The 21,883-nt window shown below is 47.4% G+C and carries 23 protein-coding genes; 15 read left to right on the forward strand and 8 right to left on the reverse strand.

Features of this window, described 5'->3' with window-relative positions; genetic code table 11:
- Positions 1–108: 108 nt before the first annotated feature.
- Complete coding sequence (locus tag V9K67_RS24465; RefSeq protein WP_336727281.1) at positions 109–1,728, reverse strand: ISL3 family transposase; 1,620 nt, start codon at positions 1,726–1,728, stop codon at positions 109–111.
- Between the two features lie 548 nt (positions 1,729–2,276).
- Between V9K67_RS24465 and V9K67_RS24470 the strand changes: the two genes are divergently transcribed.
- Positions 2,277–2,525 (forward strand): hypothetical protein, encoded by a 249-nt coding sequence (locus V9K67_RS24470; protein WP_336727282.1) that lies wholly within the window; start codon positions 2,277–2,279, stop codon positions 2,523–2,525.
- Positions 2,526–2,619: 94 nt separating this feature from the next.
- On the opposite strand, the gene V9K67_RS24475 is transcribed toward V9K67_RS24470, so the two are convergent.
- The 6 genes from V9K67_RS24475 to lexA all read right to left on the reverse strand — a co-directional run bounded on the left by V9K67_RS24475 (position 2,620) and on the right by lexA (position 9,971).
- Positions 2,620–3,165, reverse strand: a complete 546-nt coding sequence (locus tag V9K67_RS24475) for an RloB family protein (protein ID WP_336727283.1) — start codon at positions 3,163–3,165, stop codon at positions 2,620–2,622.
- A 34-nt stretch (positions 3,166–3,199) separates the two neighbouring features.
- Positions 3,200–4,474 (reverse strand): AAA family ATPase, encoded by a 1,275-nt coding sequence (locus V9K67_RS24480; protein ID WP_336727285.1) that lies wholly within the window; start codon positions 4,472–4,474, stop codon positions 3,200–3,202.
- A 221-nt stretch (positions 4,475–4,695) separates the two neighbouring features.
- On the reverse strand, positions 4,696–5,568 hold the full coding sequence (locus V9K67_RS24485; protein ID WP_336727287.1) for a hypothetical protein: 873 nt from the start codon (positions 5,566–5,568) through the stop codon (positions 4,696–4,698).
- A gap of 190 nt (positions 5,569–5,758) precedes the next feature.
- The gene (locus V9K67_RS24490) at positions 5,759–9,007 is read right to left on the reverse strand and encodes a DEAD/DEAH box helicase (RefSeq protein WP_336727289.1); all 3,249 of its coding nucleotides are present in this window, start codon (positions 9,005–9,007) and stop codon (positions 5,759–5,761) included.
- An 81-nt stretch (positions 9,008–9,088) separates the two neighbouring features.
- Positions 9,089–9,334 carry a DUF2188 domain-containing protein gene (locus tag V9K67_RS24495; RefSeq protein ID WP_336727290.1) on the reverse strand — a complete coding sequence of 82 codons (246 nt, stop codon included), beginning with the start codon at positions 9,332–9,334 and terminating at the stop codon, positions 9,089–9,091.
- Positions 9,335–9,344: 10 nt separating this feature from the next.
- Positions 9,345–9,971, reverse strand: a complete 627-nt coding sequence (lexA, locus tag V9K67_RS24500; RefSeq protein ID WP_336727291.1) for a transcriptional repressor LexA — start codon at positions 9,969–9,971, stop codon at positions 9,345–9,347.
- Positions 9,972–10,671: 700 nt separating this feature from the next.
- On the opposite strand from lexA, the gene V9K67_RS24505 reads away from it, so the two are divergent.
- From V9K67_RS24505 to V9K67_RS24570, 14 genes are all read left to right on the forward strand, one after another.
- On the forward strand, positions 10,672–12,603 hold the full coding sequence (locus V9K67_RS24505; RefSeq protein WP_336727293.1) for a ParB/RepB/Spo0J family partition protein: 1,932 nt from the start codon (positions 10,672–10,674) through the stop codon (positions 12,601–12,603).
- A 181-nt stretch (positions 12,604–12,784) separates the two neighbouring features.
- A complete protein-coding gene (locus V9K67_RS24510; RefSeq protein WP_336727295.1) occupies positions 12,785–13,006 on the forward strand; it encodes a hypothetical protein in 222 nt (73 codons plus the stop codon).
- Between the two features lie 294 nt (positions 13,007–13,300).
- The gene (locus tag V9K67_RS24515) at positions 13,301–13,840 is read left to right on the forward strand and encodes a hypothetical protein (protein WP_336727297.1); all 540 of its coding nucleotides are present in this window, start codon (positions 13,301–13,303) and stop codon (positions 13,838–13,840) included.
- A 110-nt stretch (positions 13,841–13,950) separates the two neighbouring features.
- Entirely contained in the window at positions 13,951–14,760 is an 810-nt protein-coding gene (locus V9K67_RS24520) for an HNH endonuclease (RefSeq protein WP_336727299.1), read from the forward strand.
- Positions 14,747–15,067 carry a hypothetical protein gene (locus V9K67_RS24525; protein WP_336727302.1) on the forward strand — a complete coding sequence of 107 codons (321 nt, stop codon included), beginning with the start codon at positions 14,747–14,749 and terminating at the stop codon, positions 15,065–15,067. Before V9K67_RS24520 ends, V9K67_RS24525 begins: the two co-directional genes overlap by 14 nt.
- A complete protein-coding gene (locus tag V9K67_RS24530) occupies positions 15,057–15,584 on the forward strand; it encodes a hypothetical protein (RefSeq protein WP_336727303.1) in 528 nt (175 codons plus the stop codon). The genes V9K67_RS24525 and V9K67_RS24530 overlap by 11 nt, the downstream gene beginning before the upstream one ends.
- Before the next feature lie 44 nt (positions 15,585–15,628).
- Complete coding sequence (locus tag V9K67_RS24535; RefSeq protein WP_336727305.1) at positions 15,629–15,841, forward strand: hypothetical protein; 213 nt, start codon at positions 15,629–15,631, stop codon at positions 15,839–15,841.
- Between the two features lie 39 nt (positions 15,842–15,880).
- A complete protein-coding gene (locus V9K67_RS24540; RefSeq protein ID WP_336727306.1) occupies positions 15,881–16,387 on the forward strand; it encodes a hypothetical protein in 507 nt (168 codons plus the stop codon).
- Between the two features lie 58 nt (positions 16,388–16,445).
- The gene (locus tag V9K67_RS24545) at positions 16,446–16,640 is read left to right on the forward strand and encodes a hypothetical protein (RefSeq protein WP_336727308.1); all 195 of its coding nucleotides are present in this window, start codon (positions 16,446–16,448) and stop codon (positions 16,638–16,640) included.
- Between the two features lie 153 nt (positions 16,641–16,793).
- Positions 16,794–17,099 (forward strand): hypothetical protein, encoded by a 306-nt coding sequence (locus V9K67_RS24550; RefSeq protein WP_336727310.1) that lies wholly within the window; start codon positions 16,794–16,796, stop codon positions 17,097–17,099.
- 375 nt (positions 17,100–17,474) lie between these two features.
- Entirely contained in the window at positions 17,475–17,717 is a 243-nt protein-coding gene (locus tag V9K67_RS24555) for a hypothetical protein (RefSeq protein WP_336727313.1), read from the forward strand.
- 451 nt (positions 17,718–18,168) lie between these two features.
- Positions 18,169–18,393, forward strand: a complete 225-nt coding sequence (locus V9K67_RS24560; protein ID WP_336727315.1) for a hypothetical protein — start codon at positions 18,169–18,171, stop codon at positions 18,391–18,393.
- Between the two features lie 735 nt (positions 18,394–19,128).
- Complete coding sequence (umuD, locus tag V9K67_RS24565) at positions 19,129–19,539, forward strand: translesion error-prone DNA polymerase V autoproteolytic subunit (protein WP_336727317.1); 411 nt, start codon at positions 19,129–19,131, stop codon at positions 19,537–19,539.
- On the forward strand, positions 19,536–20,801 hold the full coding sequence (locus tag V9K67_RS24570; protein ID WP_336727319.1) for a Y-family DNA polymerase: 1,266 nt from the start codon (positions 19,536–19,538) through the stop codon (positions 20,799–20,801). The genes umuD and V9K67_RS24570 overlap by 4 nt, the downstream gene beginning before the upstream one ends.
- A gap of 209 nt (positions 20,802–21,010) precedes the next feature.
- On the opposite strand, the gene V9K67_RS24575 is transcribed toward V9K67_RS24570, so the two are convergent.
- Complete coding sequence (locus tag V9K67_RS24575; RefSeq protein ID WP_336727321.1) at positions 21,011–21,619, reverse strand: abortive infection family protein; 609 nt, start codon at positions 21,617–21,619, stop codon at positions 21,011–21,013.
- Positions 21,620–21,883 lie beyond the last annotated feature (264 nt).

Below are 21,883 nucleotides of genomic sequence, written 5' to 3' on the forward strand. Positions count from 1 at the left end.
TGGATCGTAAACCGGGAAGGAAAACCTATACATGGGTGGGGTCAGCTTCGTCCGGAATAAGGGGGTCAGCTTGAAAACGGAATTAGGGGGTCACAATACGGTTCTTCGTCAATTTTGGTGGTAGAGGTCCGATCCAAGGATCATTCGTTTTTTCAAAAGTTCAAAACCGGCCCTACCATACATCTGCCGTTTGACGGTTTTTAGTTTGTTTATTTGTCCTTCGACTTGCCCATTGCTCCAAGGTAATGTAAGAGCATTTTGCACCGCTTCAATATCGCTCAATAGGCCCTTGGCAAAGCCCTTCAACTCCCGAATGGACGATGCTCCTACTTCATCAATCCATTCCTTTAGCAGATGGCCCTGCCTGTTTTCCATCATATCCCGGAATTTGAGGGCCAACATGCGGGCTTCCTTTACATCCTCGGACTTCTCGCAGATGTCCCGGACCAAGACTTTATCCTTTTCCGATAGCTGCTCCTCCTTTTTGCAAAGTAGTACCTTTACACTTGATGCCTTCCATGATAATACCGGAAGCTTTACTGTACGTTGGCTACCCCTTCTTTTACCATAGGAATTCAGGTATTCATATAGAATAGTGCGGCCTCCATTGTATCCCTGGGCCTTTATCTCTTTGAATAGCTGCAACACTTCCACCTGATTGTCTTCCAGCATTCTTGCCTGCAGGTAATCACTGTAGGAGCCAAGGTTAGTTGATTTAACTCCCTTCTTTTTCGGCGGCTCATGCAAAAAAATGTATTTGCGTACCGTATTTCTGCTTATTCTGAGCTCCCGGGCGATAGCCCGAAGGGTCTTTCCCCCAATATGCATTTCCCTTACCTGCTGTACAAGTTTAAGCCTTGGCGACGGTTCTGGGGCAGACTGAACTTCCATGGGCGCCGCCTGCACTTCTACAATTTCGACTTGGTTGGTTGCAAATTCATTAACAGGTAAGGATGATTGTGCGGCTATTATTTCCTGGCGTTTGCGCTCCAATAGAGTTTTCAGGGCGTCACCCATGTTTTTAAGCAAGTGCCATCGGTCTGCCACCTGTGCAGCCTGGGGCAAGGCATTGGAAACTCCGGACGCATACCGGCTGAAGCGGTCGCGGGAAACGACCGAAACTTCCTGTCGAGGCTTAAACCAGTTCTCCACGGTTTGTGCCTCCCTGTCTGGAAGCAGATCCACGATTCTGTGCTGCTCGAGGTCGACGACCACAGTTCCGTAATTGACCCCCTTTCTGAAAGCCCAGTCATCTATACCCAAAGCATGGGACGTAGCTTGTTCTGGCAGGGCCTGGCTATGGATAAGCCGGATCAGAGAAGAACTGCTGGTGGCAATGCTAAGCGTACGACAGAGCCTTTTACCTGCGTTTCCGCCCATCAGAAGCGCTATAGTCAAAAGCTTTTCCCTAAGCCGGTCAGAGCAACGCTTGAAAGGTTGAATAAAGTGCGAAAATCTTTCGGTAAATATTATCCGGCTGCAATCTTCATTTTGACAGTACCACTTTCTGGCTTTTACTTCTATGCAAACCTTATTGCCGAATGCCGGCAGGTCATTTATTTTCCGGCGATAGTAGCTATGAAGCTGCCTACTGCTTTGCTGGCAACTGGGACAGGCGCCTTGGGTATTACGGCTTTGTACGGTTAAAATAGCCTGATTATCCATTTTCTGAAAGCCTATTAACTCGAAAAGGTCCGTCGAGCCAAAGGCAAGCGCCTCTGAAACCATCCTTCACTATCCTTTTTCCCTATCATACAACAAAATACTAATTATAAAAAGTTAAAATGTTTACCACCAAAATTGACGAAGAACCACAATACCCCGGAATCTACAGTCAAATCGGATATTTCTGCGAATCACCAGTATGCAAACATTGCAGAACATGCTGATTTCGCTGAAACCTATATTTTAAAGCTAACCGACTTCCAGGCAAAGCATCGAGCAGGCATTCTATCAAAGAACTTTTGGCTTAAATCTTTCTTCAAATAACATTTGCTAATTCACTTAGATTTACTGGTTGGACTCCTCTCCTGCCTTTGCTCAGCTTGCTTATAATTTTTGTTATGTTAAGTAGAACTTTTGCTACTCCCCTGAAGTGGGCCACGGGCCTGCTTTTCCGATTAAGCTCTTGGATATTATTATGTTAAGTAATGGCGTCGGGAACCAGAACCTTTTTTCTTTGAAGGAAAAAATATTGCGGCGGTTATAACAATAAAAAAAACGAATGCCTCCGGCCTGGAATTTTACTTTTATTTGCAGAAATGAAAATTACGCAAATGGAAAATATGAAAACCCCGCGGCACTCTATTGCAAACGTGTTGGCAACTCACTTTGGCTTAACAGAACGAGAACTTCAGCCCATTCAGGAACTTTTAGACCAAGCGGCACATCAGCCTGATTTGCAAGCGGCTTTAAGTGAAAAGATATTAGAGATATCCGCATTTTTTAAAGTACAGGGTGCTGACAATATTGATAAGCAGGCATACTTGATAAAGTCCCTCCAATATCAATTTTGTCGTAATTAAAGAACCTTTCTTTATGCCAGGCAACCGGTGTTCGGAGAGGCCTAAGAAAGCTTTTCCGAAATGGCTCTGCAATTTCGTGCTGTTAAGTCATAGGTCATGAATTCTCCCTTATGGCTACAACGAGGTCCTGTATGGTGGTGCAGCTCTCCATTTCCGATGGTTTTAAGCCCGTCCCAAAGGATGCCCGGCCGCTGTTAGCATTAGCGATTACCGTATCCGCTAAATGGATGGTTTCCCGGGAAAGCCATTTGCCCTGTTCTTCCCCTTTGTCTGCGGCGCTGTATAAAGGCAAGTGCACCTTCAGCACCTTTTCGTATTGGTTGCGGTGACACTTTTGCGTAAACTTTTGAAAATGAAGGATAAACCATAGCTCAAACGCCTGATTGCTCCAGGCAACCTGGAGGCCATTGGCCAGCGCAAGCTGTACCGCTTTGTCAAACTGGTCATCAGTAGAGTCATCCTTATCAAATACCACCCAGTATTGATCCACAGTGGTGTTGTTGGCCTTTTTCTGGGCGATGGCTTCCTGCACGACTGCCAGGGCATTGCCGGTTTTTACACGTTTTGCCCTTTTCTTAAAAGAGGAGAAATAACCTACCTCGGTCTCGCCTTCACAGTAAATCAAAAAGCTTTGGCGCATATTTTTTCCCTGCAGCTGCCGGGGGTGGTATTGCTTACTCCTGCGCTGGTCCCTTTTGCTCATGTATCTGCTGTTCTAAAAAGTTATCCAAATTTCCCAAAAACGGCACTCCTCCATATTTGCCTTCAATATAGTTCTGTTCCAGGGCCTCTGTATTCCGGGCTTTACCCTTATTGGTTTTGTAGTCTGCTATGGAGTAAAGCCGGGTGGCACCCAGGGAGTCCTTTTCCGTTAGCCATACTTGGTCACGGCGCAAAAGCCTGGCATTGAGGATATTGGTATTGTGGGTAGTAAAGATCAGTTGTGCCCCATTTTGATTGAGCTTTAAATCTTGGAACATAAGAACGAGCCTTTCCATTAAATTCGGGTGCAGCTTGGAATCCATTTCGTCAATGATCAGGACCTCCCCAAATTCCAAGGAACTGAATATTGGTCCCGAAAGGTTAAACAGCTTCTTGGTGCCGGCGGATTCCTGCCCATTTAAAAGCAGTTCCTTTTGGCCAACAGGTTCCCCTTTTTCGTTATAGAACATATGCACGGTAGTAATCTTTGGATCTCCGTCAACAGACCGGTAGTTCAGCTTCTCGATACTGGTATCGGCAAAGCGGACCAAGTCTTCCATCTTTTGGGCAATGTTGCTGTGCTTTAGGATCTCTTCTCTGGAAATTTCCTCAAATTCTTCATCCAAGTGGCCCTGTAAAAGGTTCAGCATTGCGAACCACGAAACAATGTTGTTAGCGACCTCGTCATTTAGCTGAAATGCCAAAGTGGATACCAGAACATTCTTTTTGGCCAGCTTTTGGTCGCGAATCACTTTGCCTACCTTGAAAAGAGCTGGATGAAAGGAAAGCTCATCCTCTTCACGGAAAAACACTTCCCTTTCTTTACTGCGAAGCTTTAATTCCTTTTGGTACAACCATTCCGAAACTACCCGTTCATTTGTGATCTCAAAGCCATAGCGGTAAATAATATCCCTATTAGTGAAAGTAGCCTCAAACTCAGAAGGCTCTTTCTCTGTTTCCGCAGAAAAGGCAAAAGGCTCCGCCGGCAATTCTCCTTCTACATTACTGGGGGCAAACGAGTGAAGGACAAAATATCTCATCAGGCCTATTGCCGTGAGTAAGTTGGATTTACCACTGGCATTGGCACCATAGATGGCTGCTACGGGAAGGACGCTTAGGTCATTTGTCAGTTTTTCCTCAGCACGCTGAGGGAAATCGTACACTTCCTTTAAAGAAGAGGCTACCATGGATAGGTTAACCTCCTCTTTAAAAGAAAGGTAATTTTTAACTGAAAAATTTATTAACATCTAAATTTGCGGATTTATTGCAAATTTATGCTTTAATGTCTTTAAATGATTAGATTGATTGGCAGAATTGCTTGCGTTTAGCTTTCCTATACGGCAAATAAGCATCCTGAAATTGAATCCTCCCCTATGCCGGGTTTCTATTAAGTTAGAAAGAAACGGGTTAATAATCGACTGGGTGCAGCTCCGGCCTGTTCTATTACTTCAGATACAGGGCCCTCTGGTCAGGAAGCAAGAGAACTGTTCAAAAGCGTTCCGTCTTCCTCAAACTCATATTTAAACCTGTCCACTACATATTCAAAAGGTCCTGTTTGTTGAAACCGCCCATGGTTTATTTCCCGAAAATCCCTGAGTGAAATTTCCTTATTATAGTGACAGACATGCAGCATGGCAAAATTAATTGTACCAAACTTGGTCTCATGCAAATGAATATAATGGTTTTTCATGCCATCGGGCAAGTCGGCTAACGCATCTGATTGTATATTGATCTCATTAATAACCTTTGGAAGGTTATTCCCCCAGTAAAGCTTGGCTACATGTTCATACTGCCCAATAAATTGAGGATTTAGTTGTTTAAAATGTTTAGCCCAATGGCTTAAGCCATCAGACGATTGTATGCTCACAAGGAATCCATCAAAAAAGTAAAGGTATAGGCCGATGGACTCTATATAGAACAGTCCGTTGGGATCGGGATCTTGTATTGAAAGAACACGGGATAAGAAATCAATTTTTAAAGACTTGTTTTGGATTCCTTCTTGCAGGATGTCCCTTGTAGTTATACTATCAAAAACTTCACTCAACTCAAAGTCCCTAAGGAAATGATCCACCTGCCGTTTATTGAGTTGCGTGACAGTTGTTTGAGTCAATACGAATACAATGTTCTTTGTAAATATTTCTACAATGACATGTTTTACATCCGCGTTCTGGTCAAAGTTACCAAAGTAAGAATGTGCCTGGTCCGGATGGTATCCCAAGTGTTCTGCAATTCCATTTATTGAGGAGTTTTTTATTTCGTCTTTCAATTCGGCAAATCCTGTTTGGTCAGGAATGAAAATTCCGCTTGACTCTTTCTTCTTAAAGGAGGGAAATAGTTTCATAAGTTTTTATCTAAAAATTGCATTACAATTTAAGCCGAACATCCGGGTTCTGTATATTTATAGTCGGTAATGAGATGCTTAATTATCAACCACTTATTCACCGATTCTGTTCGGGATGATCCGGAAGCATTCTTTTGTTTTTTCTATGCGTGAAATCCTGATCCAGGCTAGCAAATACATGCGAGTCCGGTCAGGAACCGATTACCGTTAACGTAATACCGCCTTTCCCTTTCAAATAGGAATTAACTACGGCCAAAAGGCTTAATTGCTCCTGACTTGGATTATCGGCAGATAATCCAGGTTGTACAATAAAAATTTCAAACTCCACCGAAAACCCTTTCCTTGCAATTTCCTTAAAATAAGAGATTTTGTCCTTCGATCCAAGTTCAATTCTTGAGCAGGACTTTCCCTTCCTTTTTTTTGTTTCTCTTCGCAGCAAATGTTCGAAGAATTCCTGAGATTCTTTAAATTTCCAATTTAAGGATTTTACAGCTTGGCCGCATACTTCGTATAAATCGTCAACGAGTTTACTTATGCGACCCGCGTGTGCAAACTTCAGGTGGTAGAGTTGAATGTTTATATAATCGTCAAATTGTTTTACGGTGACTACATCGGCTATTTCCCCACTATAATCGTCATCATAAACAATATCGAAATCTCCTTCCTTTAATTCAGCGATAACATGAAACTGTATCGAGCTGGTCTTTTTGGGATCTATTCCCTGAGATTCTTGCCTTAAGTTTACGCCTGTCCAATCTTTTTTAATAATGTTCTCTTTCGGAAAGGAAGGCATTAAATGTTTTAGCTCCATATAGCCGTTGCCTGTTAAGGATGAACCATCAACGAACCACCAAGTGATCGGATTTTGATAAAAAAAATCCTCAATGGTAGATTGCCGTTTGCCTATCCTTACAAGGTATTTTTCATTCGGACCCGCAAATCTTTCAATTCTGAAATCATCATGCCTCCCATTATTAAAGAGCACCTGTTTAAACTTGATGTTTTCCTCTGGTGTTGAGAGAAGAAATATTAAGTCCCCGGATTCTGATGCCTCTATCAATTGTAGCTCTGTGTTATAAAACTCCACAGGAACTCCATTGATCTCAAAAAGAATGCGCTGCTCCGGGGAAAGAAAGACCTCCTCGTCCCAATCCACGGCAAATGGCAGGATTCTGGGGCGCATTGAAACTGAATGAGATATAAGTGTGTCTCTTAAAATTTCTTCTGGATCCACATCGCTAATCAACTTATTGCCGATAGCATGGAACCATTCTATCAGTTCCTGAATATCGCCATTCTTTCGGGCCCAAACCCTACCCTTATAGGAGCAACCTAGTGAGACTTTTTCGCCATTTTCGTAACCTGTACCATAAACAAAGGCTTTTTCTGCAGACTGCTTATCTGCTAATTCTAAGGCTTTTTCGATGTCGTAGCCTGTTCGCATGCTAAAGGAAATGTTCCTTCCCAAAAACTCCTTTAAACCCACATTTTGCAACCGCACTCTTTCTATTCCATGAAATGCCTTAAATATATTTATTTTATTTATAATTTCAGCATCCTTGCCAATAATGGCTTTAGCAAGGTCTGAATACATGCCGGCATTGTCGCTTGCATTAATAAAAAGCAGGTTGTTCTTTGTATCCCAATGAATTACGTAAAGATTCCAAAGTATATCATATATTTCTCTGGAATAGGCCCAGTCTATTTCTTGCTTTTTACCCGTGATAATAACCAACGTTTTTTCTTCCCTATTTATATCTGGGAATAAATAGTCTAGCTTTTCCACTCCCGGTAATCCTTCTTTGAAATTGTTGGGAAACCATTCGTTTGAATGGTTTTTATAAACTACGGTACTCAGCGCTGGCGTCAAACTCTGAAAAGGAATTTTACTTTCATCCAATTCTGAAAATCCATCCAAAAATTTTCTAAAGTCAATCTCTTTTTTGATCCGCGTTGTACTTACCTTGGGGAGTAATGAATTCCAGTCCGCACCCAAGGCATAAAAATCCTCGAGTTCTTTTTTTACATCAGCATCCTTCAGGTTTACAATAATGCTGGCGTTGCCGAGCTGCTCATCATATTTTGTCCTGGTGAATCTTCCAGCTAGCTGGACTGTAATGGGCAGGCTTTTTCTAATATTATGAAAGGCAGCTATCTTCAAGTTGGGTAAATCAAAGCCTTCTCCCAGCATGTCCACGCAAACTATGATCTTGGATACCTTTCTCAGTATTTTTCTTTTCGCTTCTTCTCTTTCCTGTTTACTCAGTCCTGTATGTATTAAAACCGGATTATATTCCGGATAGGCTTCATAAAGCGTAAATACTTCATTGGCTTTTACTTGGGTATTACAACGGGCCATTAAGATGTGATCATACTTTTCCAGATCGCTTTTGAGTCGATTTATTGCTGCCTCAACAATAACCGCATCGGCCTTTGCATTGTCCCACTCGTTTACCTGAATGAGCTCAATCCTTTTAAAGTACCCATCCTCCTGTGCTTTCTTCAGCGAATAGTTAAATACAAACTTTCCATCCAGGCTTTGACCATCATTCCTGAACGGAGTTGCAGTAAACTGAATAATTTTCTCTTTTTGGCACAAGCCCCGGAAATGCAACCAGGTAGGGGCCTTTACATGATGAGCTTCGTCTATAAAAATATGTGAAACATTCCGGCTCAACGAGACCTGCAGCTCCGTCGAGCCAGCACTGATCAAATCCATTGTTGTCACAATCACATTACACTTTTGTATAAACGAAAGCAGGTCGTCACTGGACTTGAAGTTCTCGTATAAAACTCCTACTATAGGTTTCAAGGCTTTTGATGAAACAATTCCAAATGCAGGTTTTTGCAAATGACCTAGCGTAACAAACTTTTCTGCTAATTGTTCCCGGAGAGGGTCGGATGGAACGATAATAAGCAATCGCCGGCACTTTTGGGCTATCAGCAAGGAAAGCATGGTTTCTGTTTTGCCGGTTCCGGTGGGCATAACCACGGTCCCCAGGTCCTCTTCAACTCTCCAGTGGGATAGCACACTGAAAATTGCAGCGATCTGTGGTTTTCGCAGGCCATAAACATCTTCAGCCAGATTCTCCTCCTTATAAGAAAACGTATCCGTCCAGCTTTGGTGAACCTGCTCTGGCTCAAATGGGTCGTTTAGGCCGGGATATTTCAGCCATGTCGGCTCAACAGAAGAATCATAGCCGTTTTCCGGAGAAAGTTTCCTGTCAACTGCCAGTATCCTGGAGAATCCTGCTGGGCAAGGCTTTCCTTTTTGAACAATACAAATGACTTCTCCATCTTCATTCCTATGCAGATGATATCCGTTAAAGATCTCTGTTGAAGATGAATGGAAAATTTCACTTGTAAATAGTTTTTGTTTTATCAGATTCTTTCCTTCTTTCTTGACGTTGAAAAGGTCGGGCAGTAAAAGTTTTTTCATCCAATGTTCTTTGGTTAAAAAAGCAATCACCAAAAGATCTAATAAGTGGTTGAGCTTAATTCCCCGAATGGAAACAGGAGATCAATGCCTGTGATCTTTTGACCTGCGCGGGTCATTGCCTGGCTTCACTGTATCACTATCGCGGATCGGGCCTGCATTTGGTCTGTGTATTTTAACTTCACCGCCTCCGCTATTTCCAGCGAGTTTTTTAGCCAACCTTTCTGCCGCTTCCTGAGTAGGCAGGATTGCAGAAGCCTTTTTGCCATTCTCTTTTCTTACGTTCCAGGTTTTCTGGCCGTTACTCTGAGTTACATGATAAGTTGCCATTTTTCTGACTTTAAATATTAATAACTGGAATAGCTGCTATGACAATGCCCTGAATTTGAAATTCATGGTCCAAAATAATTGGTTGATGTGCTTTATTCGTTGATCGGGGATATAGTATAACGACCTTTCCCCTTTGCTGGTATTCTTTTACAGTTGCTTCGTCATCTATAAGTGCAACAACATTTTGCCCGTTCTCTGCCGTAGATTGCTGCTTTACCAATATTAGATCTCCTTCGTTGATTCCCGCTTCGTTCATTGAATCACCTTTTGCTTTTAACATAAAATATTTTCCTCCTGGCCGGGCAATAGAAATAGAGACCGGAATAAAAGCTTCAATGTTTTCCTCTGCGAGTATAGGGCGACCACAGGTAACCGTTCCTAATAATGGAATAGCGACCGTTTGGGCGTTTTCGTTATCTTTTATATCTTTTAATAATTTGTAAGTGCCATCATCTTTCTTTTCTAAAAAGCCATTTTCTTCTAACTCCTCCAATAACAATGCAGCTGAACGAGGAGATTTATAGTTCATGGTGATCATGAGTTCACGGACAGAAGGAACTCTGCCATAACTCATTATGAAATTAATGACCTGCCGCAAGGCTTCTTTTGCTTTTAAGCCCAGGTTTTCTGCACTCATAATACGAAGTGTATAATGCTGTATTATTTGCAATTTAATGGTTTTCTTATATATGGTGTAGCGTTTTGCGATCGAATTTTGCGAAAAGCCTGTTCAAATCCCTCTTTTTTGTGAAAAAACTACGATTTTGCCTCTAATATTTGCCTACTTCCGTAATTGAATGGTTCGGGAAATTAATTTTCCATTTTGAACCCAGAAGTACGACGGGCCACCAGGATCCCAGTATTTTCCAAAAACTATCATATTTCTCTGATTTTACGCTGAACTGCCAACCTGTATCCCGTCAGCCAAGCAATTTTGTCCAATTTGACATCGTATAAATGTCCGTTTTCTTGTGGTTAAATGCCGTCCCTGGTCGCGCAGCGGCCGACCTCTGTGGCGCGGAACTGCTGCTCAGGCAGCGCCTTGTCCCGGCCCACTTCCAATTATCTTTTGACTACACGCACGGCATTCGTGCCGCCGTTGGCCTCGCTGATCCAGATAGAATAAACCTCTGCCGGTTAAGCACAGGCCATTCTCGACAATTTGAGGTTATGAAGCTAATAAGAAGGAGGCACCAAGGGGAAAAGGATAGTATCGGTTTCTTATGTGCGGAACTGTCTCCTTATTTAAATGATATGTAAACATATATTTAGTATCTTTACATAGGCAAGGAGGTTATGATCTTCTTCCTTTTTTCTTCATTTTAAATGTTTGTCTTATGACGAAAAAAAAGACTTCCCCGAGAAATGAGAAAAGCTTAGGTACAGCAGCCACTGGTTCTGCATCAGTATTGGAAATCCCCGAGACCAGTTACACAAAGGTGCCGGTCGGAAACATTTTCCCGGACCCGAATCAGCCCCGGAAATACTTCAATGAAGCAGATTTGAAGGAGTTGGCCGATTCGGTAAGGGGGCATGGGGTATTGCAGGCCATTACTGTTCGGCCTTTTCCCGACGATATACCCCTGCCTAAAGAGGCCCGGAGTCTGGCAGGGCCGGTTTTTCTGTTGGTGATCGGCGAACGCCGCCTGCGGGCCGCCCGGGCCGCCGGGATTTTGCATATTCCAACGGTTATTCGCAGCCTGAGTAATGCGGAAGCGTTGGAGATTCAGATCATCGAGAATTTGCTCCGAAAGGACATTTTACCCATGGAAGAAGCCGTGGCTTTTGCCTCCTTAAAGGAACGGTACAGTATAGAGGAGATCGCCCTGCGGGTGGGCAAAAGCCCCCAGTTTGTGGCAAACCGTGTGAAACTCAATGACCTGGTCCCCGCCTTTCAGGACCTGTTGGCCGCCGAGAAAATCAAATTAACCGATGCCGTAAATCTTTCCCGGTTTGCGGGCGATGCCCAACAGGAAATCCTGAAGAGCCTCAACGTTCCCGACGATTGGCAAGAGCGGCCGGACTGGCAGCCGGGCAACCTGGCCTATTACATTGACCGCCAGCAGCATAACCTGGACAGTGCGCCCTTCCCAATCGAAGATCCCGACCTGTATCCTGAAATGGGCGCCTGCAGCCTTTGTCCCCATAATTCAGCCTGTAACCAGCTTTTGTTCCCGGATATGAACACAGCGCGCACCTGTCATAACGGGGTATGCTTCAAGATCAAGTGTTCCCGAAACTATAAGCGGCAACTGGAGGAGCACCTGAAAGAACCGGATATGTTGTTTGTTACCAAGAGCTATTACCTGGATGATGACGCTAAAGCAAAGGTCCGCTCCGCCGAGGAAATGGGCGCTGCCGTACTGAACCGGGACACGTTTACCGAAATCCGGCCTCCCGAGCACCCGGGTTCCTGGGAAGACTATTTGAAAGAAAACGACCGGTGGAGCGAGGAAGAGGAGTACAGTGAAGAAGAGAATCGGGAAGCCGAACAGCAGTGTAAACAGGAGTGGGAAAGCGAGGTGGCCGACTACGAGCACGAGCTGGAACACTATAACCGGCAGCAGCAATCCGGAAATCTGCGCCGCGCCCTGGTGGTGGCCGGCACCGAGGAAGGCAGGATCATCGAGGTGGTCTTTACCCCGCAAAAAGGCGTTCCCCTGCCCGCAACGGAGGGCAACCGGGAGCTGGCCTGTGACCTGGAGATCAAACGGATGGAGCAGCGCGAGGAGCGGAATCAGGAACTGGACCGGGAAAAAGTGTACAAGCGGGCCAGTGCGGAACTGAAACACTGCGCCGCTTTTATCGACAGCACGGCTCCGATCGCAGGGCAGGAACTGGTGGCTTTGACCGTCCTTCTTTCCCTGTCCGGCACAGGGGCTGGCCCCGGAACCAAAGACTGGCTGGAAAAGCAGTTGGGCGCAGAACATGATTACCGGGGGCTGGCGCTGTTCGAAAAGCTACGGGAACTCCCCGAACCGGGCCTGATGTACCGCTTTATCCGCCGCTCTGTTTTTGATGGCCTGGATTCCACCGTCGAAACCGATTGGAAAAAGTATGGAAAGGCGGCAGCCCTTTATGAGCTCATGAAAATTTACCTGCCCGGCCAGTTGGCCGCTTATCAAAAGGAGCAGGATGAAAAAACCCTGAAGCGCCAGGCAAATGTGCAGGTGCGCATTGACGCCCGGAAAAAGGAAAAGCAACTGCTTCGGGCAGGAAGCCCGGAGGAAGAAAAGCAGCCGCAGGTACAAATGGCGGAACAATCCTGAACGGCCACCAACCGGGGAGGACTCCCCGGTTGGTATGATGATCGCGGGAGCGGGCGATCAGACAGTAAAACATATGTGAAAGTTTTTGCAGTTGAGCATTGAGGCTAAAGGCGTATGGTGTACCTTTAAGGATAAGCCATTCGCAATCAACCTCTACCGGATTTATTCTAAAGCATACGTTATGTTTATCAGCAAGGATGTCATCAGTAGCGGCGCCGTTCCGGCAACTACAGCCAAGCCCCTCAAAAAGGTACTTATTGCTTTTTTTATGATCCTGGGATGGCTGATCAAGATCATCTTCCTGGCTTCCCTGAAGCTGCTGGAATTCGTTTTTATGGTCCTGAAATACCTCTGCTATGGCTTCGCCCTTCTTTGTACCTTCAACCTGCTGCGAAGCAAATAAGCATACCCGTTATGGATAGCAAAAAAATCGATTCTTCAAAGAAAAGTGTGGCCTCTCTCCCATCCCGGGAAGGTGAACCTTTGGCTGCTGGTGCCCCGGTACGCTATCGGGGCGTGCTGACCCGTATCCTTTCCCGCGACCGCTGCAGCGGCAGGTATTACCTGGCCGGTTTCGGGAGTGCCGTCCCGCGTGAGGAGCTGGAAATCCCTGGATGATGCCATTCTGCTCTTCGATAACCTATTGTCGATTGGATAATCTCTCCGACCTTTATTTTTGCCGGGTAATAGGCTCTTTATGACCAAAAAAGAAGTAAACCAGGAGCAGAAAGAAAAGCGGAACGGCCATCGGTTGCAACCAGCAGAGAAGAAAAAGCTCTTGCAGAAAGACGCGCGGTTTCAACTGGTTGGGGAGAAAATACTGTCGGGCGAAGTAAAGCGGTTTTCGGATATCTATGACTTCCTTCCCCCTACGGTTCTTGCCCATACGCTGAAAAAAAATGTCAGTGTGTTTGTGGACCTGCAGCAAAAGGACCCTTACTTTTTCCGTGTAGGAGAACTCCTGAAAATCGCGAAACTCTGTGGCGTGGAGGGCGCTGCAGTGCTGGCGCTTATGGAAGTGGATATTAAAGCGGCGGAGAAAAACCGGAAGGACACCAGCAAACCTAAGCCAGGTATTACCCCGGAAGGCCATACCGTGGAGTATTTGAAAAAGGCAAAGGAAGCCCAGAACCTATTTGCCACCGGTTCCTATACCAAGACGGACCTGGCCCGGAAACTCGAGGTTTCGCGGCCTACCCTGGATGGGTACCTGAAAGCGGACACAAGAAATTATTAAATTTTTTTATTCTTTGTGTAAAGATATATTTAGTATATTTACATTGTATTTGATTCCTGTCTATGGCTATGCGAACATGGACACCATACCAACTCCGAAAGCTCCGGGAATTGTATCCCCTAATTGATAACCCCCGCAAGCTGGCCGCCCGCCTGGGAAAGACCTACGCAGCGTTGAAGTCAAAGGTGACCGTGCTGCAACTGAAACGAATGGTCCCGACGGTGGTGGGCTCCAAGGCTACCCGGAAAGACGATGCGTATATCCGCAGGCATTACCGCACCACGCCGGTGAATGCAATGGCCCGGTACCTGGGCTACAGCGAAACCCTGGTGAAAGGGCGCCTGAAGGCCCTGGGCCTGGAAGTGCCCAAAAGGCTGCGCAAGCAGTTCCGGCGGGCAGGGTGTTTTTCCAAAGGCCATATTCCAGCCAACAAGGGAAAGCGGCAGGAAGAGTTCCTGTCCCCCGCAGCCCTCCGGCGGACGGCCGGCACCCGCTTTAAAAAGGGGCAGGCCCCGGCCAATACCCTTTATGACGGCGCCATTGCCATCCGGTGGCCGCACCCGCAAAGAGGCGCTCCCCATTGGTACATCCGCATACGGACCGGGGTGTGGCAGGAGCTGCAGCGCTTTAACTGGGAGCAGCACAGGGGCAGGATTCCGAAAGGCATGTGCCTTTGGTGCCGGGACGGAGACACCCTGAATATTGATATTTCGAACTGGGAGCTGATTTCCCGCAAGGAAAACGTAAAGCGAAACAGCGGCTCCCTCCACCTCCCGGATACGTATGTCGCCTCCCTGCTGGCCGGTAGGAAGAACCGGCACCTGAAAGAAGATTTCCTCCGTAACCCTGCCCTGGTGGAAACCTACCGGCAACTGCTTCTTTTGAAACGCAAAATCAAAAAATGTCATGAAAAAGAATGACTTCCTGCTGCAGCAGATTCAGCCCAATGCCCTGGAGCAGTTGAATGATCGCATGTTCGAACAGATGGGCCGGCTGACCGATCCCAACAATGACCTGGAAAAGGAGATCCGACGTGCCGACGCCCTGGCGCAAATGGGCGGAGTAGTGATCAATTCCTGCAAGGCACAGATCGAGGTGGTGAAGTTGGTGGCGGAGCAACGCCCGGCAAAGAACGGGGCGGCTTCCGGGAAGAAGGGAGCCGGAACCAAACTGATCCCCTTGAAAACCGCAGGCGGCAACCCTAAAACCAAAGGTCATGGAAAATGATTTCTCTTTTCTCGATACCCAGCTGCTGTGGCAGTTGATGAAGAAGCATACGGGCGAAGAGATCGCCTCCCTCATGGAGCGCCCCTTGTCCCAGGTACAGGAAAAGATCAGGGAGCTTACCGGCGAACCGGTAAGCCCCGGGGAACGGCAGCTGTTACAGAAAAGGACCTCCAAAGCCCCCGGTGCGCCGCGGCGCCAGGCAGGAAGGGGCGGGCGGCAGAAGAAAAGCGTCTCCAGGCCCCCGGGGACCATCGTGGCGGTCACGGGGCGAACGGCTGCCCGGGCACCGGCAAGAAAGCCCCAGCCGGTACCCTTCCCTACCCGCGTGGTGGATTATTCTCTCCTGGTCCCGGTTTGCCTCCATGATGCCCATAAAACAGTGATCTACGTCCGGCGGCAGGAGGAGGCCGAGAGCGCCCGGGAAAGTTATTGGCAGCGGCAGCGGGCGAAGCGATTACTGCTGAAGGTCCGCAAGACCACCACGCGGGTCAGCAACTTCAAGCCTGCCCGGTCCTGAGGGCCGGGGAAACGGAAATTTTTTCATCCTAAAATCTTTGTGTTATGGCAATGTGTGTCATTCGGCCGCAACCACCGGCCGATCAGGGCGCCTCCCTGCGCAACAACCTTTTCCCCTTTCCGGGAACCGACACTTTGCCGGGGCGCTGCGCCCTGGTGCGGGTGCCCTTCTATTTCGGGCGCTGGAACCTCCGGGTGGAGCCCCTTTCCGACGGGGACGCCCCGGAGGCCCGGGCGAGGGGTGCCCTGGCCGAATAGGGCTCCTCCCTTCCCCTACTTCATTTAAAACACTCGTTTATGGAACCAAGGATCAAACAGGAGATCGCCCGTAAAGTCGTCTCCCAAACGCTCCTCAGTGCCGGCCGGACAGACCTGGCGGAACTATTCTGCAGGAATGTTCCCCCGGGACCGGCCGAGAGCATGCTCTACTTTATTCTGTTCATGCGGTACCGCGCCAAAATGCTGCGGTCCCCGGAAAACCTGCAGCGCAAGATTCTCTGCACCCTGGAAGGCGATATTGCCGGCCTGAGCTTCTTTCGGGCCCGGGGTCGCAGGGCCGGGAAGTTCTGGGCCAAAGTCAGCGCCTATGCGGCCATCTTCAGCGAGAAGGACTTCGAGGAGGTTTACCTGTTGATGCGGGTGGAGGAACTGGAAAAGGCTTCGTGGGAGGAAAACCGCTGCAAATGCCTGTCCCTCTGCCGGGAACTGGACGCTGCCTGGGTGGATCTCAACCGCCTCTCCGCCCCGCTGGTATGCCGGTATGCAGCCGTGGTCAGTCGCATCCATCGCTGCTTGTATAACTAACCGGTTGCCCTGTTCTTACCTATCCTGCGTGGCCGCCCAGGCAGGCAAAGCCCTGAGAATGGGAAAACCCGTATCGGAAGTCTACTTGCGGAAGCTACCTGCGCAAACGGGAGCGCTCATTGCCCGGCTGCAGGGCGAGTTCGGGGAGCATACCGCTTCCAAGGCGGTGCTCCGGACCCTGGAAGGTTATTTTCCCCTGAAGGAGGAAAAACGTCAGTTGGAAGGGCTGGTGACCGTCTTAAGGGAAGGATAAGGAGCTGGAGGGGATCATCGACACCTATGTAACTTTCTGCAGGCGTCTACGCCATGCCGTGAAACGGAAACCCTGAAACGGCAATCTGCGGCGGAGCCGGCCCTGCCAAAAAAGCCCATGCAAGAACAATCCCTGGAACCCTAAATTTGCCTTATGTATATTATTGGATTCATTCAGGACAGCCAGCCGCGGGCGCTTATCAACCCCGTGCCCTGTGCAACCCGGGAAAAGCTTTACACCTGGATTGACGAATTTCTCAACGAGAGGGATTTTAAGCTGGAGGCCCCCATAACGCAGGAAAGCCTGGAACAGGCCCTGGCCGCCAACAAACCGGTTACGATTCCCTTTACCGGGTATAAGGTAAAGCTGATGTTTGGCCCGGAGGAGGTAATTCATGCCGCTACCGACCGGTTTGTACACAACCTGGATGGTATTTCCGGGTACTTTCAGAAACAGTAGGCGATTAAAAAATTATGCAGCAAAAGGATGATCGGGTCAAACTTGTCGTTCAAGGCGCCCTGTAAATGGACACGAGACTATTAGTGCCCCTGGATACCATCAGGGAGGGCGGATGCTTCCGGCTGCCTGGTAAGCGGGCCAAGTATATCCTGCGGAGAAAAGGTCACCTGGTGCGTTTCCTGGATTATCTTCCCGATGGTACGCCGGTGATTGGAACAAAGCCGGGCTGCCTTTGCGTGAATAGTAGTGGCAGCACATTTGTAAAAGCTTCCTCGGATTTGGTGGAGGAGGCCGATTAATTTTCTATAATGAATCAAATGCTGGGCGCTACGTTATAGAACCTTGGCAATGCAGAACCCCTAAAAGGAGGCAAACATGACCCTGTACGAATTTAACGGTATGACTGACCCGGAAAAGGCCCAGGTCATTGCAGGGGCGGCCAGGATTGGCGACCGGGAAGATGGGCAGCACATCATTTTGCTGTATCAGATCGATGCCTTTTACGTGGAGGTGTACCGGGACAAAGAACATTTGGAAATCAGGCGGTTCCGCTCCTTTACCAGCTTGGATCCGCTGGAGCCCTATCTGGGAGAAATAAATCTCCCGGATGGATTTTGACCAACGCAATTTCCGTCTTCCGATAAACCTGCCTATTTGCGCCACAAATTAAATTTTGCTTAACCCTTATGGAAGAAATGAAACTTTTGGAAGCCGGAGATAAGGTTGCCCATACCTGAGTGCTATTTCAGTAGCGCAGCTAAGGTACTTTACGCTGATTCTTATTTCCTTAAGCTATTTTATTAATGATTTATCAAGCATTTGATTTATTGTTTTATTAATTCCTTGATCCAATAATATATTGATTGCATAAAGGATTATTTGTTTAATAGTTGTTGTTTAGCTTGTATTTATTCTATACGATCCTCCTTTCCCCCATGGTGCATTTTCCGTTAAAGACCGCGGTCAGGACTAAGGGGCAAGGTGTTGCAAATCCGGGTTTCTTTTTGTTTTCTTCCAGTGCAATTTGGCCCGTTTTTTTATTTTAGCCCTTCAGTTATTTTATCTGCAAATGAAAAAGAACCTGGTTCCCCTCTCCCTCATACGGGATGGCAAATATTTTCGTCTTCCCGGCAAGACCCGGAAATATCAAAAGCTCAATAACGAGCAAACCCTTGCGGCCGAACCGGCCCCGGAGGGTGACACCCTGGTCCAGGCCAGGCCGGCCTGCCTGTGCGTGAGCAGCAGCGGCCGCAGCTTTGTCAAGAGCTGGTGGGATTGGGTGGAGGAAGCCTGAGGAGCCTGTTGTGCTCCGGGGTTTGTGGCGCTGTGACCGGGCGAAAATATTTCGGATGTTACCTGGTGCTTGCTGGCCATGGCGACCGCTATAGGGAACCGCCATACAGTTCCAGGGAGGAAAGTCGTTTAGCCTTTGCCATTTCCATAAAATTATTAAAGTCCGGCAGCAGCCCGTAATAAAAGGGGGCATCCTAAAAAAATCAACTTGCTTCAGGTGCAGTTCTCTTCCTTTTGGGATTTTGCAACCGGCAGTTTCAGCACCTTGGCTTCCATGTGCTGCGCTTTACCGAAAAGGAAGTCCGTGAAGAAATGCCGCAAGTAATCTGGGATACAAAAGCGCGGATAATCCAGGGGCTCCTACCCTGCTCTGGACTGTCGGGCGACCTCCTCTTCCCAGGGCCGCGTCGCAAAGTCCTGGAAAAACTTCTGTTCAATCGGGTGGACCCTACGGGAAGAAACGTATTTCCTTATTGGACGGCATTCAGGGCGGAATGGACGAGGCCCGCCCTTGGGGGTCAAATCCGCTCTTAACTATTTTTGAAAACAGGTGCTGGCTCTGATGATCACCTTTTCCGCCGTTTCACAAATTATTTTACAGTCTCGCTCGTACGGTCGCTTTCTCCGCTCTCCGATCCTCGCTTAGGGAAACTACCCGTTGACAGGGGATGCCTGCCGTCAGGAACACAATAATTTTGCACTCATTTTGTATAGATTTGCTAAAAATATTAGCATTATGGGCGTGGCTTTATACCTGGAGAACGTGCGGTGTGGCTTTCCTTCACCGGCAACCGATTACCTTGAAGATGAGATTGATTTACAAAAGTTCTTGATTCCCAGGCCCTCCTCCACCTTCCTGATCCGGGCAGCAGGCGACAGCATGAAGGGCGCGGGTATCCTGGACAATGCGATCCTGATCGTGGACCGGAGCCTGACCGCGGAACACCTCGATATTGTCCTTGCGGCCGTTCAGGGAGAGTTTACCGTCAAGCGATTTGTAAAAAAGCCTGATGGGGCATGGCTGTACCCGGAAAATAACGCTTATAGGCCCCTGCGCATCGATGTACTGGAGGATGTGCTGGTGTGGGGCATTGTTACTTATTTCATCAACCAAGCCCGTAAAAGGGCTGAAAACAGCGTTATATGATCGGACTGGTAGATTGTAATAACTTCTATGCCTCCTGCCACCGGGTATTTGAGCCAAGCCTTGCCAGGTGCCCGGTTGTAGTGCTGAGCAATAATGACGGCTGCGTCGTTGCGCGGTCAGAGGAAGCCAAGGCGCTGGGGATTCCCATGGGAGTACCCTTGTTTCAAGTGAAGAATATTATCGAGCGCAACGGGGTGGTGGTATTCAGCAGCAATTATACGCTCTATGGCGATATGTCGGCCCGGGTTATGCAATTAATCCGGGAGACTTTCCCGGAAGTCGAGGTGTACAGTATCGATGAAGCTTTTATTGATCTCAGTACCTATGGAAAAGCTGATATTCCGGCGCTGGTCAGCCGGCTGCGGGCGTGGATTCTGAAATGTACCGGCATACCGGTATCGATTGGCGTAAGCCAGACAAAAACATTGGCAAAGGTTGCCAACCGGTATGCGAAGAAACACCTAAGAGAGCAGGGGTATTACGTGATGCTGGACGAGGAGAGCATTTGGAAGGCTCTGGAAAAAACTAAGGTTGAGGACGTTTGGGGCATTGGCCGGCAATACAGTAACCTTGCCGTTATGTATGGCCTGCAGACGGCACTGGACCTGAAGCGGGTGCCGCTTCCCTGGGCCAAAAAGAACCTGGGCGGAGTTGTGGGCATGCGCCTGGTGAAGGAGCTAAACGGCATCAAATGCCATGAGCTGGAGGAGCTTATACCCGCGAAAAAGGCCATCTGTACCTCTCGTTCGTTTGGAGAGGTTATAAGGGCGAAAAAGGATCTCCAGGAGGCCGTAGCCTATTATGCTTCCCGCTGCGCTGAAAAGCTGCGGCGGCAGGCCAGTTGCGCCCGGCAGATTACCGTATTCATCCATACTTCTCCTTTCCGGAAAAGCGATGAACAGTACAGCAAGAGCATTGCCCTTACCCTACCGGTGGCCAGCTCCTCGACCATGGAGCTGGTGAAATATGCCATTGCGGGATTAGCAAAGATTTTCAAGCCCGGGTACAATTATGCGAAAGCCGGCGTGCTGGTGTCGGATATAATACCGGAATCCCAGGTGCAGTACAACCTTTTCGATCAGCGGGACCGGTCGGCCGACAAGGCGGTGATGGCGGCAATGGATAAAATCAATAAGAGCTTCGGGGCTGATGTGGTGCGGGTGGCCAGCCGTGGCCAGGGGAACAAATGGAAGCTGAAATCGGAAAAACGCTCCCCCTGCTATACCACCCGGCTCAGCGATATTCTAAAGGTAAAAGTTTGAAGATCAAAGCTCTTTCTCGATTTATTTAAGTATCGGCCACTGCATTTTGATAACAAAAAATTTCCTAAAGGAACTGAATCAGCGCCGACCAGCCAACCGGATACTCCTGTTTGATAACAAGTTTAGCAGTGGCTGCCGGCGTCGGCACCTAATGGTCAGCTCAAAATGATAACATTTTATTGATCGACTGGCGTCGGCTCACAGCTACTTCATTTTGCCCGTTTATGTTCAAATGTTTCAAGTAAAAATGTTGCGAGCGTTATCCCGGCTCCCACCGCAAGCTTTGCATGGCGGTCATTTAACCCTTTTCTTGCTCTTTCTTGTCCGTGACCAGTACCATACAAGTTTCTTAATTCTGCAAGCTTTATAACGATCGAGCCTAAGTTGCTTAATATTACCTTTATTATGTCCGCCCCTCGTTTACTATGGTCAACCTCGTCAGGGACAAGTTCAAGTGATTTTTGAACCTTTTTTAAAAGCTTTGGTACATCATCATCTTTATCGTATTCGACGTTCTGTTGTGCCAAAATAGTTTTTAAAGTAGCTTCAATCAACTCTTTTGTAGAGCCAATTGCAAGACTAGGATCATTTGAAATTGACTTTTTTATTCGGTCAATATATTCTTGGAAATGTGCTTTGTCGAGTAAGTCTGTGGCATTTTGCAAATCCTCAAAGTTTACTGCCTGTCCAACTGGGTGTAACTTTTTATTTTCAAAAGCATAGCCGTCCCTAAGAAGGCTATTTTTCAACTTCTCTAACCATTCTTTGTCTTTCTCTGGTTCCCAAGTATTTGTTATATCCTCCAATTCTATAAACACATCTTCATATACTTTTAGAATTTTGCTAACATCCTTTGGGTCTTCCCAGTTAACTCCATAATAGTAGTTTTCAACGAGGGTTCGTCTTTGCGCTCCGACAACCTTGCCTTCAGGAAGCTCTGTAAACTTTACATCATGGTTGTCAAAATAGTTACTTATTTCTCGTAATGTTTTTGTTACGAGAAAGTATAATACTCCCGGTTTTTTGGACAGGCAATTAAAGTAGATATTTGTAAACTTTTAAACCTGTCAAATGAGTAAAAC

Source organism: Huijunlia imazamoxiresistens (assembly GCF_037132455.1).
GTDB classification, from domain to species: Bacteria; Bacteroidota; Bacteroidia; order Chitinophagales; family Chitinophagaceae; genus Flavisolibacter; species Flavisolibacter imazamoxiresistens.

Bases quoted from the DNA above. Each gene is read 5' to 3' on its own strand.
- V9K67_RS24465 (WP_336727281.1), bottom strand. From the start codon at position 1,728: ATGGTTTCAGAGGCGCTTGCCTTTGGCTCGACGGACCTTTTCGAGTTA.
- V9K67_RS24470 (WP_336727282.1), top strand. From the start codon at position 2,277: ATGGAAAATATGAAAACCCCGCGGCACTCTATTGCAAACGTGTTGGCA.
- V9K67_RS24475 (WP_336727283.1), bottom strand. From the start codon at position 3,165: ATGCGCCAAAGCTTTTTGATTTACTGTGAAGGCGAGACCGAGGTAGGT.
- V9K67_RS24480 (WP_336727285.1), bottom strand. From the start codon at position 4,474: ATGTTAATAAATTTTTCAGTTAAAAATTACCTTTCTTTTAAAGAGGAG.
- V9K67_RS24485 (WP_336727287.1), bottom strand. From the start codon at position 5,568: ATGAAACTATTTCCCTCCTTTAAGAAGAAAGAGTCAAGCGGAATTTTC.
- V9K67_RS24490 (WP_336727289.1), bottom strand. From the start codon at position 9,007: ATGAAAAAACTTTTACTGCCCGACCTTTTCAACGTCAAGAAAGAAGGA.
- V9K67_RS24495 (WP_336727290.1), bottom strand. From the start codon at position 9,334: ATGGCAACTTATCATGTAACTCAGAGTAACGGCCAGAAAACCTGGAAC.
- lexA (WP_336727291.1), bottom strand. From the start codon at position 9,971: ATGAGTGCAGAAAACCTGGGCTTAAAAGCAAAAGAAGCCTTGCGGCAG.
- V9K67_RS24505 (WP_336727293.1), top strand. From the start codon at position 10,672: ATGACGAAAAAAAAGACTTCCCCGAGAAATGAGAAAAGCTTAGGTACA.
- V9K67_RS24510 (WP_336727295.1), top strand. From the start codon at position 12,785: ATGTTTATCAGCAAGGATGTCATCAGTAGCGGCGCCGTTCCGGCAACT.
- V9K67_RS24515 (WP_336727297.1), top strand. From the start codon at position 13,301: ATGACCAAAAAAGAAGTAAACCAGGAGCAGAAAGAAAAGCGGAACGGC.
- V9K67_RS24525 (WP_336727302.1), top strand. From the start codon at position 14,747: ATGAAAAAGAATGACTTCCTGCTGCAGCAGATTCAGCCCAATGCCCTG.
- V9K67_RS24530 (WP_336727303.1), top strand. From the start codon at position 15,057: ATGGAAAATGATTTCTCTTTTCTCGATACCCAGCTGCTGTGGCAGTTG.
- V9K67_RS24535 (WP_336727305.1), top strand. From the start codon at position 15,629: ATGGCAATGTGTGTCATTCGGCCGCAACCACCGGCCGATCAGGGCGCC.
- V9K67_RS24540 (WP_336727306.1), top strand. From the start codon at position 15,881: ATGGAACCAAGGATCAAACAGGAGATCGCCCGTAAAGTCGTCTCCCAA.
- V9K67_RS24545 (WP_336727308.1), top strand. From the start codon at position 16,446: ATGGGAAAACCCGTATCGGAAGTCTACTTGCGGAAGCTACCTGCGCAA.
- V9K67_RS24550 (WP_336727310.1), top strand. From the start codon at position 16,794: ATGTATATTATTGGATTCATTCAGGACAGCCAGCCGCGGGCGCTTATC.
- V9K67_RS24555 (WP_336727313.1), top strand. From the start codon at position 17,475: ATGACCCTGTACGAATTTAACGGTATGACTGACCCGGAAAAGGCCCAG.
- V9K67_RS24560 (WP_336727315.1), top strand. From the start codon at position 18,169: ATGAAAAAGAACCTGGTTCCCCTCTCCCTCATACGGGATGGCAAATAT.
- umuD (WP_336727317.1), top strand. From the start codon at position 19,129: ATGGGCGTGGCTTTATACCTGGAGAACGTGCGGTGTGGCTTTCCTTCA.
- V9K67_RS24570 (WP_336727319.1), top strand. From the start codon at position 19,536: ATGATCGGACTGGTAGATTGTAATAACTTCTATGCCTCCTGCCACCGG.